This window comes from Enterovibrio baiacu (genome assembly GCF_004120195.1).
Classification (GTDB): Bacteria; Pseudomonadota; Gammaproteobacteria; order Enterobacterales; family Vibrionaceae; genus Enterovibrio; species Enterovibrio baiacui.
In genome coordinates, this window is record NZ_SCHN01000018.1 from 71,575 (window position 1) to 85,870 (window position 14,296).

The window sequence follows — 14,296 nt, forward strand, 5'->3', positions numbered from 1 at the left end:
GGCGCTATGAGTCAGAATAATACTGCAAAGAAAGTCGAGGACTTGGTAGTCGACGAAGCTGAAATGGAACAAATTGAGACTGACGCTGAGGTTGAAACAACCGAAGAAGCTGAAGAATCCGTATCCTTCGCGGCATCATCCAAAGCTTTGGATGCAACGCAACTCTACCTTAGCGAAATTGGTTATTCTCCTCTGCTTACTGCGGAAGAAGAAGTCCTATATGCACGACGCGCATTGCGTGGTGATGAAGCTGCGCGCAAACGCATGATCGAAAGTAACTTGCGTTTGGTGGTTAAGATCTCTCGCCGTTATTCAAACCGTGGTCTTGCTCTGCTTGATCTGGTTGAAGAAGGTAACTTGGGTCTTATCCGTGCGGTTGAAAAGTTTGACCCAGAACGTGGGTTCCGTTTTTCAACGTATGCAACGTGGTGGATCCGTCAAACAATCGAACGTGCCATCATGAATCAGACGCGCACCATTCGTCTGCCTATTCATGTCGTGAAAGAGCTGAACGTTTACTTGCGTACCGCACGTGAGCTCGCTCAGAAGCTTGATCACGAACCCACTGCAGAAGACATCGCATTTCAACTGGATAAGCCAGTAGAAGATGTGAACCGTATGCTTCGTCTTAACGAACGTATTAGTTCGGTCGATAACCCTATCGGCGGTGACTCTGAAAAAGCACTTCTTGATATCATCCCTGATGAGAAAGAAGGTGGCCCAGAGAGCACAACACAAGACGATGACATGAAAAAGTCTATCGTGCATTGGTTACAAGAACTAAACCCGAAACAACGTGAAGTACTAGCGCGCCGCTTTGGCCTATTGGGTCATGAGGCATCAACGTTAGAAGACGTAGGTCGTGAGATTGGTTTGACACGTGAACGCGTTCGTCAAATCCAGGTTGAGGGTCTCAGGCGTCTTCGTGACATGCTTACGCACCAAGGTTTGAACATCGAATCGTTGTTCAACACTGAGCACTAAGCTGTACGGACTTTATGCTAAAGAGGTTGCGAACACTGCGCCAAAACACAGTTTGAAGCACTCTTTACGTGTTCGCAAAAAAAGCCCCATTGTCTGGGGCTTTTTTTGTCTGCGTGTTTGTGGTTTTTTATCCGCTAATGGCTTTGAGCATGTAAAGCGCATCGAGCGCCTGACGCGGGGTTAGGTTATCTGGCTCAATGTCAGCAAATGCCTTTTCCATCTCGCTCAACTCTGGCAGCAATGAAAGCTGTGCCGCAGGTACATTGCTCTGCTCACCGGTGACGACTTCATGTCCACTTGCTTCAAGTTGACGCAGCTTGGTTTTCGCTCGCTGAATGACGGTTTTCGGCACACCAGCCAAACTCGCGACGGCAAGACCATAAGACTTGCTCGCTGCACCTTCTTGAACCGCATGCATAAAGGCAATCTCATCGCCGTGCTCAACGGCATCTAGGTGAACGTTGACCAAGCCATCTACCTGACCAGACAGCTCTGTGAGTTCAAAGTAATGGGTGGCAAATAAGGTCATGGCTTTGAGTTTCTCAGCCAACCATTCTGCGCTTGCCCAAGCCAGAGAAAGGCCGTCATAGGTACTGGTGCCTCGTCCAATTTCATCCATCAATACCAAGCTGTTCTCTGTGGCGTTGTGAAGAATGTTGGCTGTCTCTGTCATTTCGACCATGAAGGTTGAGCGACCAGAAGCCAGATCGTCCGAGGCGCCAATACGCGTGAAGATACGATCCACTGGCCCCATAGTGACGGACTCTGCAGGCACATAAGAACCAATATGCGCCAACAGTGTTATCAGTGCTGTTTGGCGCATGTATGTCGATTTACCGCCCATGTTAGGGCCAGTAATGATCAGCATACGACGACGCGGATGTAACACCGTTGGGTTGGCAATGAAGGGGGCATCCAGCACTTGCTCAACCACAGGGTGGCGACCGCCAGCTATGTCGATTCCACGCGTTTCTGTCAGGGTTGGACGGCAGTAGTTCAGTGTCTCCGCACGTTCTGCGAGGTTAGCAAGCACGTCCAGCGACGAGAGCGCATCAGCGGCACACTGCAACGTTTCTAAATGTGGAAGCAATTGGTCGAACAGTTCTTCCCACAATTTTTTCTCAAGCGCGAGCGCTTTCGATTTAGAGTTGAGGACTTTGTCTTCATGCTCTTTCAGTTCCGGGATGATATAGCGTTCAGCATTTTTCAACGTCTGGCGGCGCACATAGTACGGCGGCACAAGGTGGCTTTGTCCACGGCTGACTTGAATGAAGAAGCCATGCACCTGATTGAAGCCAACTTTTAGGGTGTCGATGTCGTGACGCTCACGCTCACGCTTCTCAAGTTCGTCCAGATAGCGCGTCGCACCATCTGCAAGCTCTCGCCATTCATCCAACTCAGCGTTATATCCAGGGGCGATAACGCCACCGTCTCGAATCACAACCGGCGGCGCTTCTACAACCGCGCGCTCAAGCAAAGCAGTGAGTTCAGGCATCGGCGTGGCGGCTTTCTTTAGCGGCATGATCGCGTTGTCAGTCAGCTCTTCTAGCAGCGTTTCAATGTCTGGCAATTGCTGCAATGCACCGCGTAGTCTTGCCATATCGCGAGGGCGTGCAGAGCGAAGCGCTAGACGCGCCAAAATACGTTCCATGTCTCCCACAGGGCGAAGGGCGCCTGCGAGTTCAACATAGAGCCCCGATTCTTTAAGAGCTGTGATGGCATCGAGTCGGTCATTCACCATCTCGAAGTTTCGGATGGGTTGATGTAACCAGCGTTTAAGCAGGCGGCTACCCATGGCTGTGGTGGTCTTATCAAGGACCGATGCCAAGGTGTTTTCCAAGCCACCCGAAAGGTTTTGGGTCAGTTCTAGATTGCGTCGCGTCGCGGCATCTAAGATCACCGATTGATCTTTGTTTTCTTTCACCAAAGAGCGAATGTGCGGCAGGGCAGTGCGCTGGGTGTCTTTGATGTATTGCATCAAACAGCCCGCTGCCGCTAAACCTAAACCACAATCTTCAACACCAAAACCTACTAAGTCTCGGGTTCCAAATTGCTGATTGAGCTGTTGCTTTGCTGTGTCGAGATCGAACTCCCAAATTGGGCGACGACGGCTACCTTTGCTCATCTCAGTCAGTGTGTGGTACGTAAAATCTTCTGGGTAGAGAAGCTCTGCGGGGCGAGTACGTTGCAGTTCCGCTGCCATTTCTTCTTCGGTGGCAGGCTCGCTTAACAGAAAGCGGCCGGAGGTGATATCGAGTGTGGCATAACCAAAACGATCCCCACGAGCAAAAATCGCAGCCAGCAAATTATCGACGCGTTCATTCAACAAGGCTTCATCAGACACAGTGCCAGGTGTGATGATACGAACCACGGCACGTTCAACAGGCCCTTTACTGGTAGCTGGATCACCGATTTGTTCACAAATCGCTGCGGATTCTCCAAGCTGAACCAGACGCGCAAGGTACCCTTCGACAGAATGGTAAGGTACGCCAGCCATCGGAATAGGTTCGCCTGCAGATGCGCCACGCTTTGTGAGTGAGATATCGAGGAGTTGCGATGCGCGTTTCGCGTCGTCATAGAAAAGCTCATAGAAATCACCCATCCGATAGAAGAGGAGCTCTTCGGGATGTTGCGCTTTTAGTTTTAGGTATTGCTGCATCATCGGTGTGTGATTTGCTGTTGCTTGTTCTGTCACGGTTTGGCCTGCAAAATTACAAAGGATAGAGATTAGGCAATAAGGATACGTGAATCGCTGCGAAGCGGTAAAGTATACTTATTGCGATGGCGAGCAAATGAGCCAATAGAGGGAACGATGGAGCAACTAATTAAACTGGCGACGCAAGTAGGTGAGCGGCTGAAAGCATCCGGCGAGACGGTGACCACGGCGGAATCTTGCACGGGCGGCGGTATCTCTTATTTCCTGACTGAAGTGGCGGGAAGTTCAGCGTGGTTCGAGCGTGCATTTGTCACTTACAGCAATGAAGCTAAACATGAACTGGTTGGCGTAAAGCAAGAAACCTTAGAGGCACACGGCGCGGTGAGTGAAGAAGTCGTCGCGGAAATGGCGGCAGGGGCATTGAAAGCGGCAAATGCTGATTATGCCTTAGCAGTCAGTGGTATCGCGGGCCCCACAGGTGGAAGTGACGATAAGCCAGTTGGCTTAGTCTGTTTTGGCTGGGCGACAAAATTAGGGGTTGTTACTGAAACATGTCTTTTTGACGGAGACAGACATGTTATTCGTTTCAATACCATCGCCCATAGCTTATGTCGTTTACAGTCTTATTTAGAAAGCCAAAAATAAGAGCGGCGACACGAAAGGAAAGAAAAAGTTTGTACAGGGCTAGACACTGTATAAATGGACAGTATACTTAGCAGCAATTGATGAACAGTTATCTGAACGAATATTGCTTCCGTTGGAGAATCAAATGGACGACAACAAACAGAAGGCGCTTGCCGCGGCCCTAGGCCAAATTGAAAAACAATTCGGTAAAGGATCGATCATGCGTCTAGGCGATGATCGCACCATGGACATTGAAACCGTCTCTACAGGTTCTCTGTCATTGGATATCGCGTTGGGAGCGGGTGGCTTGCCATTCGGTCGTATTGTTGAAATCTATGGCCCTGAGTCTTCAGGTAAAACAACCCTGACACTTCAAGTGGTGGCGGAAGCACAAAAAGCAGGTAAAACCTGTGCGTTTATCGATGCGGAGCACGCGCTAGACCCTGTCTATGCTCGCAAGCTAGGTGTTGATATCGATAACCTTCTCGTTTCTCAGCCTGACACCGGTGAGCAAGCCCTTGAAATCGCAGACGCACTGACGCGTTCAGGTGCTGTTGACGTTATCATCATTGACTCCGTAGCGGCGTTAACGCCAAAAGCGGAAATCGAAGGTGAAATGGGTGACTCTCACATGGGTCTGCAAGCACGTATGCTTTCTCAAGCAATGCGTAAGCTGACTGCAAACATCAAAAACAGCAACACACTAATGATCTTCATTAACCAAATTCGTATGAAGATTGGTGTGATGTTCGGTAACCCTGAAACCACCACCGGTGGTAACGCGCTGAAATTCTACGCGTCAGTCCGTCTTGATATTCGTCGTATCGGCTCAATCAAAGAAGGCGATGAAATCGTAGGTAACGACACGCGTGTTAAAGTGGTGAAGAACAAGATTGCTGCACCATTTAAGCAAGCAGAATTCCAAATCATGTATGGCGAAGGTATCAACCTTTACGGCGAGCTGATTGACTTGGGCGTGAAGCACAAGTTGGTTGAGAAAGCGGGTGCATGGTACAGCTACAACGGCGACAAGATTGGTCAGGGTAAAGCGAACTCTTGTAAGTTCCTTAAAGAAAACCCACATCTCGCCAAAGAGCTTGATAAGACACTACGCGACATGTTGCTACAAAACGCAACCTTGAGCGAAGAAGACGCGAAAGACGATGAAGAGCTGCCAGAAGGCGAAGCGTTCTGAGTCTAACAGCACGAGAAAAAGCGGTGGGCCTTTTGGCCCGCCGTGACCATTCAGAACTGGAACTACGTCAGAAACTGGCGCAGAAACAGTACCCGCCTGAAGAAATCGATACCGCCATAGAGCACTGCTTTTATCATGGTTGGATTGATGACAAACGTTTCGCAGAAAGCATGCTTCGCCAAGGCGTCCTAAAAGGGCACGGTTGGCAGCGCATTTGTTTTGATGCAAAACGAAAAGGCATTCCAACGCCGCTACTAGAAACCGCACAAGAAAACCAGCAGCATGATTGGTATGAGCTTGCGAAAGAACTGGCTGTGCGCCGATTTGGCGATTATGACGGCGTCTTACCGGAAGCCGACTTCAAACAACGCTCAAAATGGATGCGTTACTTACAAAGTCGCGGATTTAACTTTGACCAAATTAACTACGCGTTATCCTCTTCTGACTGACTTCTCTATCAATAAACGCAAAAAACTACTCTGATAGCGTCTTACACGGCACGCAAACTTCTCTCCGCCTCTTTTCGCAACTGGTCAGGTTGTTTACAATGGCTCTCAACTGACTCTAGTCAATCGCACCGAAAGCGATTTAGTTGCTACTACAACCCCAATTTCAGGATTAGCCAATGTACATGAGCACCGACGAGATCCGCACGGCGTTTCTCGAGTTCTTTGAAAGCAAAGGGCACCAAATCGTGCCTAGCTCATCGCTTGTGCCTGCAAACGACCCGACGCTGTTGTTTACAAACGCAGGTATGAACCAGTTTAAAGATTGCTTCCTTGGCGCCGAAAAACGCGCCTATACGCGAGCAACGTCAGCACAACGCTGTGTTCGTGCTGGTGGTAAGCATAACGACCTGGAAAACGTGGGTTTCACTGCCCGTCACCACACATTCTTTGAAATGCTGGGCAACTTCAGCTTTGGTGACTATTTCAAAGAAGATGCTATCAACTACGCATGGGAGTTTCTGACTGACGTTCTGAAACTACCAAAAGACAAGCTGATGGTAACGGTTTACGAAACGGATGATGAAGCCTTTGCGCTTTGGAATGAGAAGATTGGCATTCCAGCAGACCGTATCGTGCGCATTGGCGATAAAGAAGGTGGCAAACCGTTTGAGTCAGATAACTTCTGGCAAATGGGTGACACTGGCCCATGTGGTCCTTGTACTGAAATTTTCTATGATCACGGCGATCACATCTGGGGTGGTCCTCCGGGTTCTCCAGAAGAAGATGGCGATCGTTACATCGAGATCTGGAACAACGTGTTCATGCAGTTCAACCGTCAAGCCGATGGCACGATGGAACCACTGCCAAAGCCGTCTGTTGACACGGGTATGGGTATTGAGCGTATTGCTGCAATCATGCAAGGCGTTCACTCAAACTACGAAATCGACATCTTCCAAACCCTGATCAAATCAGCGGCAGAAGTGATTGGCTATGACGATTTGTCTAACCAGTCTCTGCGCGTTGTTGCTGACCACATTCGTTCTTGTGCGTTCCTGATCGTTGATGGTGTGATGCCGTCAAACGAAGGCCGTGGCTACGTACTGCGTCGTATCATTCGTCGTGCAGTGCGTCATGGTAACAAGCTAGGCGCGAAAGGTTCTTACTTCTACAAGCTGGTTGGTCCATTGGCTGAGATCATGGGTACCGCTGGCGAAGAGTTGAAGAAGCAGCAAGCAATGGTTGAGAAAGTGCTGAAGATTGAAGAAGAAAACTTCGGTCGCACCTTGGATCGCGGTATGGCAATCCTTGATGAAGCATTGGAAAACCTTGAAGGTGATGTGCTTGATGGCGAAACCGTCTTCAAACTTTACGATACCTTCGGCTTCCCAGCTGACCTGACTAACGACGTTGCGCGTGAGCGTGGTTTGACGATTGACGAAGCACGCTTTGAAGCGGCGATGGAAGAGCAACGTCAACGTGCACGTGATGCAGGCCAATTTGGTACTGACTACAACGCAGTCATCAAAGTAGAAAACAGCTCTGCATTTACCGGTTACGGTGAAACACAAGGCAACGGCTTGATCACTGATATCTTCGTTGACGGCATGTCAACGGAAGCTCTGGCAACGTCTGACGAAGCCGTGATCATCCTTGACCAAACCCCATTCTATGCAGAGTCGGGCGGTCAGTGTGGTGATGCAGGTTTCTTGATGACAGAAGCGGGTAAGTTCGAAGTTGTCGACACGCAAAAATACGGTTCGGCGATCGGCCACCGCGGTAAGCTGGTAGACGGTACTCTGTCTGTGGGTGATAGCGTTGACGCGAAAGTTGATGCTGAACGTCGCCAAGCGATTGCACTAAACCACTCAGCAACGCACCTACTGCACGAAGCACTTCGCATCGTTCTGGGTGAGCACGTTCAACAGAAAGGTTCTTTGGTTCGTGCTGAAGGCCTGCGTTTTGACTTCTCACACCTTGAAGCGGTGAAAGCGGAAGAGTTGCGTGCTGTTGAGAAAATGGTGAACGAGCAAATTCGTCGTAACCATGACGTATCTACTGAACTGATGGACATTGACGCTGCGAAAGCAAAAGGTGCAATGGCATTGTTCGGTGAGAAGTATGACGATGAAGTTCGCGTGTTGACCATGGGCGATTTCTCTATCGAGCTGTGTGGTGGTACTCACGCAAACCGTACCGGTGATATCGGTATGTTGAAAATTACCTCTGAAGGCGGTATTGCTGCAGGTGTGCGTCGTATCGAAGCCGTGACGGGTCAAGGTGCAGAAGATGCATTCTACCGTCAGCAGCAAGAGTTCTCACAGAAGGTAAACGAATCTCAAACCCGTGCGAAAGCACTAGAGAAAGAAATTCAGCAACTGAAAGAGAAACTTGCAGCGCAAGAGAGCGCAAGCCTTATCAACAACGTGACGGAAATTAACGGTGTTAAAGTGCTTATCAGCAAGCTTGATGGCGCAGACAGCAAAGCACTTCGCACCATGGTTGATGACTTGAAAAACCAAATGGGTAGCGGTGTTGTTTTCCTTGGTAACGTTGCAGACGACAAAGTTGCGTTAATTGCAGGTGTAACCAAAGACTTGATTGGCAAGGTGAAAGCCGGCGAGCTGGTTAACATGGTTGCTCAGCAAGTGGGCGGTAAGGGCGGTGGTCGTCCTGACATGGCGCAAGCTGGCGGCAGCGATGCAGCGGCATTGCCAAATGCACTTGAATCAGTGACCCCTTGGCTGGCGGAGCGCTTGTAAGCGCAAACGACTGCTTTAGGCGACTGTAAACGATGTCATTAAGGGCTTCCATTGGAGGCCCTTTTTTATGATGCGTTTATTATTTGCACTTTGTTTCATTATCTGTATAGTGCATCGCCTTGACGTTTATAAGGTTTTAATTGAAACCTTATTCACCCGTTTTTAGCTCTATTGGATAACATTTCCTTACCATTTGATGTGTGACACCGTGATCTTCTGGGCACAAGGGTCACATTGTCTGGATTGATTGTGCGAATTCTCATTGGCAAACTGGAGTTGGCCAAAGAAATGAGCCATATTGAGAACCCAGACAGGCGTTGATTGTATTGGCGTAGCGCCTGTTAAAGGATGCTCGCAAGGAAGGAAAGTAGTTGTTAGTCCATCTCGGAGCTTGAGCTGCCGTATGAGTTTACTTCGTGCAGTAAGAAGACCAAACAGACTCAACTAGAAGAAAGTTGTAATTACTCAAGGAGTAGAAGAATGCTGATTTTGACTCGTCGCGTAGGTGAAACGCTGATGATTGGTGATGAAGTCACCGTGACTGTACTGGGCGTAAAGGGCAACCAAGTTCGCATCGGTGTGAACGCGCCGAAAGAGGTGTCTGTACACCGTGAAGAGATCTACATGCGTATTCAAGCTGAAAAAGGCAACCCTGCACCAACAACAGGTAACTTTTAAGCGACACGCAATTGAAATTCCCTGAAGGCCGATCATTTTAATCGGCCTTTTTGTTATCTTTAGATTGTTCATTTAAAAAGCAATTGAGGGGATTTTCGGCAAATAAACTGTGCGAATGATGCAGAAGTGTGCAAACGCATCGTGAATGCAGATTTTTGCGGATAAAGTGTTTGACATATTTCTGGCTCAAAGTAATATGTGCCTCCGCAAGACGGTGAGGTGGCCGAGAGGCTGAAGGCGCTCCCCTGCTAAGGGAGTATACGGTTTATCCCGTATCGAGGGTTCGAATCCCTCCTTCACCGCCATTTGCTTTTGCACTTAATTTATTAGCTTTTAAGATGCATGCCTGCGCGTCCGTAGCTCAGCTGGATAGAGTACCTGGCTACGAACCAGGCGGTCGGAGGTTCGAATCCTCCCGGACGCGCCATTATATTTTTGTTTTTCAGGCAACGCCTGTTAACATGCCCGAATTGTTGCGCGCTCGTAGCTCAGCTGGATAGAGTACCTGGCTACGAACCAGGCGGTCGGAGGTTCGAATCCTCCCGAGCGCGCCATGATTTGTGCGGTGAGGTGGCCGAGAGGCTGAAGGCGCTCCCCTGCTAAGGGAGTATACGGTTTATCCCGTATCGAGGGTTCGAATCCCTCCTTCACCGCCATTATATAAATTAGTTGCGCGCTCGTAGCTCAGCTGGATAGAGTACCTGGCTACGAACCAGGCGGTCGGAGGTTCGAATCCTCCCGAGCGCGCCATCCTAATTTATATTCCCCTAAGGTTAATGACCTTATCCAAGGACGAAGCTCCGTTTCCGACGAAGCACTGGCATCCGGATTGATGCATGAAGTGATTACTGCGCGCTCGTAGCTCAGCTGGATAGAGTACCTGGCTACGAACCAGGCGGTCGGAGGTTCGAATCCTCCCGAGCGCGCCATCTTCACTTTCAATTTGCTTCACCAAATTGTTTTACGTCTGTATCACAATTGCCTGCGCGCTCGTAGCTCAGCTGGATAGAGTACCTGGCTACGAACCAGGCGGTCGGAGGTTCGAATCCTCCCGAGCGCGCCATTTCTTCTTTTTTGCATGTCCATGCATTTTAATTGCTTATTTGCGTGTTATCTCAAAAAGCAAACTTTCCGCTTCTATTACACTGTTCCTTGTCTTTTAAAGACTTCCTGATTCTTGCCTGTTTTACACCCCAAAAAAACGACTTAATACCCTGACATACCATTACTTTATCTGTTGATTATTTCTTAACAGATCTACGATGATTTACCGCTTTTTGCGTTAACAAGGTTGTAACATTTGCACGTATTTATTGCGTCTGAGGCCGAAAATGGCAGAAATGATCAGTATTACAGGATTGTCATTATTGTAGATTGTTAGTATTTTGACCGCATACTTAACTGAATAAGTAAATTCTCAACAAAATGTAAAACGCATTTTGTGAGCATTGGTGTGCTGAGCAAACACTGCAGGTTTGCCAGTTATAGAAGCAAAGGAAGCTCGTATATGGATCTGGGAAGTACACTCCAGCAAGCTGCTACGCTCATGCTTACTGGCATGGCGGTAGTCTTCGTTTTTCTCACCATTTTGATCGTTCTGGTCAAATTGATGTCCCGCATTGTTCCTGAAGAATTGCCCCCACAAATCGCGTCCACCTCGGCGCCTACTCAAAATAATGGGCAAATTCCAGGAGAAACCATTGCAGCCATTTCAGCGGCAGTGAATAAATACCGTAGTCGCCAGCGCTAGCTGATGCGAAACATACAATTACAAGGAGTTATGTAGTATGTCTAAGCCACTCGCTATAACAGATGTTGTCTTGCGCGATGCGCATCAGTCGCTGTTTGCGACACGTATGCGTCTTGACGATATGTTACCCATCGCGGCTGCGTTGGATGATGTGGGTTATTGGTCTTTGGAAACGTGGGGCGGCGCGACGTTTGACTCGTGCATCCGTTTCCTCGGTGAAGACCCATGGGTTCGTTTGCGTGAGCTGAAAAAAGCCATGCCTAAAACCCCGATGCAAATGCTGCTTCGTGGTCAGAATCTTCTAGGTTACCGTCACTACGCGGATGACGTTGTTGAAAAATTCGTTGAGCGCGCACATGCAAACGGTATGGATGTATTCCGTATCTTTGATGCGATGAACGATGTTCGCAACTTTGAAAAAGCAGTTAAAACGGCGGTTTCTGTTGGCGCACATGCGCAAGGTACGCTTTCTTACACCACCAGCCCATTCCATACGATTGATACGTGGACAGACCTGGCGAAGCGCCTTGAAGACCTTGGTTGTCACTCTCTGTGTATCAAAGACATGTCAGGCCTGCTTCGTCCTTACGAAGCTGAAGAGCTGATTACGCGCATTAAAGCCTCTTGTGATATTCCTCTTGCGCTTCACTGTCATGCGACAACGGGTCTTTCAACGGCAACGGCCGTTAAAGCGGTTGAAGCGGGCTTAGATATTCTCGACACCGCGATTTCGTCGATGAGCCAAACCTACGGTCATACCCCAACAGAAACCGTGGTTGCTATGTTGCAAAACACCGAATTCGATACGGGTCTTGAGTTAGAAAAAATCGAACCGATTGCGGCTTACTTTCGTGAAGTGCGTAAGAAATACGCCAAGTTCGAAGGTCAGCTCAAAGGTGTTGATTCACGTATCCTGATCGCACAGGTGCCAGGTGGCATGCTGACGAACATGGAAGGTCAACTTAAAGAGCAAGGTGCACAAGATCGCCTTGACGAAGTTCTGCAAGAAATTCCTCGTGTACGTGAAGACCTTGGCTACATTCCTTTGGTCACGCCAACATCGCAAATTGTGGGTACGCAAGCGGTGATTAACGTGCTGACGGGTGAGCGTTACAAGAGCATCACGAAGGAAACGGCGGGTGTTCTTAAAGGTGAATACGGTAAAGCGCCGACCACAGTAAATGCGGAGCTACAGGCTCGCGTTCTTGATGGTAAAGAGCCGATCACTTGCCGCCCTGCAGATTTGCTTGAAGCTGAGCTTCATACGCTGACTGATGAGCTGATTGCGAAATCAAAAGAAGAGGGCATTTTGCTTGCTGAAGCGCAAGTTGATGACGTACTGACTTATGCCTTGTTCCCACAAGTTGGTTTGAAATTCCTGAAAAACCGCGGTAACCCAGACGCGTTTGAACCAGCACCAGGCCTTGAGCCTGCGGCAGCACCAAGTGCACCTGCACCTGTGGCAACCACCGCTGGCGGCACTGAAGCGTATAGCGTGAAAGTGAACGGTCAGGTTTATGACGTGGAAGTTGGCCCTCAGGGTGAGTTGACCTCTGTCGCGCCAAGCGCCGCGCCACAAGCTGCGCCAGCGCCATCTGCTGCACCTTCTGCGGGTGCATCAGAAGCGGTTGCTGCACCATTAGCGGGTAACATCTTCAAAGTGGTTGCCAAAACCGGCAATCAAGTTCAGGAAGGCGATGTGTTGCTGATTCTTGAAGCGATGAAGATGGAAACCGAAGTACGTGCTGCACGTGCTGGCGTGGTTCAAGACGTCATGGTGAAAGAAGGCGATGCAGTGACTGTCGGCTCTCCATTGATGAACTTGGCGTAAGAGGATAGAGGAAAGACATGGAAGGTTTGTTAATCCTCTGGCAAGGCACAGGTCTTGCCAATTTCCAGATTGGCCAGTTGGTCATGATCTTTGTTGGCTGCGTGCTGTTGTATTTAGCGATCCGCAAAGGTTTTGAGCCGCTGTTGCTATTGCCGATTGGTTTTGGTGCCATTCTTGCCAATATCCCTGAAGTGGGTCTGGCAAACAATGCGATTCAAAATGCGTTGTACGCAGCAAGTCCGGATGTGATGGGGGAGTTTGCCCGTATCCTTGGTCTGGGTAGTGCGAACCCTGAAGCGATTAAAGTGGCGATGGACGGTGCGAGCCTTCATCAACTGAAAGAGCTTGATGAAGCGGCTCATGCTGCCAAATTCTCTGACGGTACGCTTTACTCCTTCTACAACGTGGCGATTGCATCAGGTATTGCACCGCTCCTCATCTTTATGGGTGTTGGGGCAATGACGGACTTTGGCGCGCTTATCGCTAACCCTCGAACTTTGTGGTTAGGGGCTGCAGCGCAGTTTGGTATTTTCGCCACCTTGTTTGGTGCTATCTTGCTGAACCTGATTCCGGGCATGGAGTTCTCGCTCGCGGATGCGGCATCGATTGCCATCATCGGCGGTGCTGATGGCCCGACGGCTATCTTCCTCGCGAGTAAGCTATCGCCTGATTTGCTGGGTGCGATTGCTGTTGCTGCATACAGCTACATGGCATTGGTGCCAATCATTCAGCCGCCAATCATGAAGCTGTTTACCTCTGAAGATGAACGTAAGATCGAGATGAAGCAGCTACGCCACGTCTCGAAAACCGAAAAGATCATTTTCCCTCTGGCTGTTCTGGTCATGGCGATTATTTTCTTACCATCGGCAACGCCGTTAGTCGGTATGTTCTGTCTGGGTAACTTGATGCGTGAAAGCGGCGTGGTCGATCGCCTGTCGAACACGGCACAGAACGAACTCATCAACATCGTGACCATTTTCTTGGGTCTGTCGGTGGGTTCTAAGCTTCAAGCTGAGCAGTTCTTGCACGTTGAAACCTTGGGTATTCTTGTGCTTGGTGCGGTTGCGTTCAGTATTGGTACTGCTGCAGGCGTATTAATGGCGAAGCTGCTGAACAAATACAGCAAAGACAACATCAACCCATTGATTGGTGCGGCGGGTGTGTCTGCGGTGCCAATGGCTGCTCGCGTGGTGAACAAGGTGGGCTTAGATTCTAACCCTCAAAACTTCCTACTCATGCACGCGATGGGTCCAAACGTTGCAGGCGTATTGGGTTCAGCGGTTGCGGCAGGTGTGCTGTTAGCCCTTGTGGGGTAAAGCAGGATTCGCTGCTAGAGCAAGCAATACGACAAACTGATGAAATAAAGGCGG

10 protein-coding genes and 7 tRNA genes are annotated in these 14,296 nt (G+C 49.4%); 16 read left to right on the forward strand and 1 reads right to left on the reverse strand.

The features are described from left to right. The first annotated feature begins 6 nt into the window (after nt 1-6). Complete coding sequence (rpoS, locus tag EQP46_RS18920; RefSeq protein ID WP_102318146.1) at nt 7-984, forward strand: RNA polymerase sigma factor RpoS; 978 nt, start codon at nt 7-9, stop codon at nt 982-984. Between the two features lie 127 nt (nt 985-1,111). Here rpoS and mutS read toward each other — a convergent pair whose 3' ends face one another. Continuing rightward, nucleotides 1,112-3,646 (reverse strand): DNA mismatch repair protein MutS, encoded by a 2,535-nt coding sequence (mutS, locus tag EQP46_RS18925; protein WP_167482782.1) that lies wholly within the window; start codon nt 3,644-3,646, stop codon nt 1,112-1,114. A gap of 150 nt (nt 3,647-3,796) precedes the next feature. On the opposite strand from mutS, the gene pncC reads away from it, so the two are divergent. The 15 genes from pncC to EQP46_RS19000 all read left to right on the forward strand — a co-directional run bounded on the left by pncC (nt 3,797) and on the right by EQP46_RS19000 (nt 14,242). Continuing rightward, nucleotides 3,797-4,285, forward strand: a complete 489-nt coding sequence (gene pncC, locus EQP46_RS18930) for a nicotinamide-nucleotide amidase (RefSeq protein ID WP_129495130.1) — start codon at nt 3,797-3,799, stop codon at nt 4,283-4,285. A 124-nt stretch (nt 4,286-4,409) separates the two neighbouring features. Continuing rightward, on the forward strand, nt 4,410-5,459 hold the full coding sequence (recA, locus tag EQP46_RS18935) for a recombinase RecA (protein WP_129495131.1): 1,050 nt from the start codon (nt 4,410-4,412) through the stop codon (nt 5,457-5,459). Next, entirely contained in the window at nt 5,456-5,908 is a 453-nt protein-coding gene (locus EQP46_RS18940; RefSeq protein WP_194956863.1) for a regulatory protein RecX, read from the forward strand. Before recA ends, EQP46_RS18940 begins: the two co-directional genes overlap by 4 nt. 176 nt (nt 5,909-6,084) lie before the next feature. Beyond that, nucleotides 6,085-8,667, forward strand: a complete 2,583-nt coding sequence (gene alaS, locus EQP46_RS18945) for an alanine--tRNA ligase (RefSeq protein ID WP_129495133.1) — start codon at nt 6,085-6,087, stop codon at nt 8,665-8,667. A 480-nt stretch (nt 8,668-9,147) separates the two neighbouring features. Beyond that, entirely contained in the window at nt 9,148-9,345 is a 198-nt protein-coding gene (gene csrA, locus EQP46_RS18950; RefSeq protein ID WP_017011859.1) for a carbon storage regulator CsrA, read from the forward strand. Nucleotides 9,346-9,558: 213 nt separating this feature from the next. Next, a tRNA-Ser gene (locus EQP46_RS18955) sits at nt 9,559-9,650 on the forward strand. A 45-nt stretch (nt 9,651-9,695) separates the two neighbouring features. Beyond that, nucleotides 9,696-9,772 (forward strand) — tRNA-Arg (locus EQP46_RS18960). 50 nt (nt 9,773-9,822) lie between these two features. Next, nucleotides 9,823-9,899, forward strand: a tRNA-Arg gene (locus tag EQP46_RS18965). Between the two features lie 10 nt (nt 9,900-9,909). Then, nucleotides 9,910-10,001, forward strand: a tRNA-Ser gene (locus EQP46_RS18970). 17 nt (nt 10,002-10,018) lie between these two features. Further along, nucleotides 10,019-10,095: transfer RNA gene (locus EQP46_RS18975), tRNA-Arg, on the forward strand. Nucleotides 10,096-10,197: 102 nt separating this feature from the next. Next, nucleotides 10,198-10,274, forward strand: a tRNA-Arg gene (locus EQP46_RS18980). Nucleotides 10,275-10,331: 57 nt separating this feature from the next. Then, nucleotides 10,332-10,408, forward strand: a tRNA-Arg gene (locus tag EQP46_RS18985). A gap of 444 nt (nt 10,409-10,852) precedes the next feature. Next, a complete protein-coding gene (locus tag EQP46_RS18990) occupies nt 10,853-11,095 on the forward strand; it encodes an oxaloacetate decarboxylase subunit gamma (protein WP_129495134.1) in 243 nt (80 codons plus the stop codon). A gap of 37 nt (nt 11,096-11,132) precedes the next feature. Next, nucleotides 11,133-12,926, forward strand: coding sequence for a sodium-extruding oxaloacetate decarboxylase subunit alpha (gene oadA, locus EQP46_RS18995; RefSeq protein WP_129495135.1), 1,794 nt, complete (start codon nt 11,133-11,135; stop codon nt 12,924-12,926). A 17-nt stretch (nt 12,927-12,943) separates the two neighbouring features. Further along, complete coding sequence (locus EQP46_RS19000; protein WP_129495136.1) at nt 12,944-14,242, forward strand: sodium ion-translocating decarboxylase subunit beta; 1,299 nt, start codon at nt 12,944-12,946, stop codon at nt 14,240-14,242. Nucleotides 14,243-14,296 lie beyond the last annotated feature (54 nt).

What these genes read in the sequence shown, in the direction of transcription:
- rpoS (WP_102318146.1), top strand. Translation starts at nt 7, where the DNA reads ATGAGTCAGAATAATACTGCAAAGAAAGTCGAGGACTTGGTAGTCGAC.
- mutS (WP_167482782.1), bottom strand. Translation starts at nt 3,646, where the DNA reads ATGATGCAGCAATACCTAAAACTAAAAGCGCAACATCCCGAAGAGCTC.
- pncC (WP_129495130.1), top strand. Translation starts at nt 3,797, where the DNA reads ATGGAGCAACTAATTAAACTGGCGACGCAAGTAGGTGAGCGGCTGAAA.
- recA (WP_129495131.1), top strand. Translation starts at nt 4,410, where the DNA reads ATGGACGACAACAAACAGAAGGCGCTTGCCGCGGCCCTAGGCCAAATT.
- alaS (WP_129495133.1), top strand. Translation starts at nt 6,085, where the DNA reads ATGTACATGAGCACCGACGAGATCCGCACGGCGTTTCTCGAGTTCTTT.
- csrA (WP_017011859.1), top strand. Translation starts at nt 9,148, where the DNA reads ATGCTGATTTTGACTCGTCGCGTAGGTGAAACGCTGATGATTGGTGAT.
- EQP46_RS18990 (WP_129495134.1), top strand. Translation starts at nt 10,853, where the DNA reads ATGGATCTGGGAAGTACACTCCAGCAAGCTGCTACGCTCATGCTTACT.
- oadA (WP_129495135.1), top strand. Translation starts at nt 11,133, where the DNA reads ATGTCTAAGCCACTCGCTATAACAGATGTTGTCTTGCGCGATGCGCAT.
- EQP46_RS19000 (WP_129495136.1), top strand. Translation starts at nt 12,944, where the DNA reads ATGGAAGGTTTGTTAATCCTCTGGCAAGGCACAGGTCTTGCCAATTTC.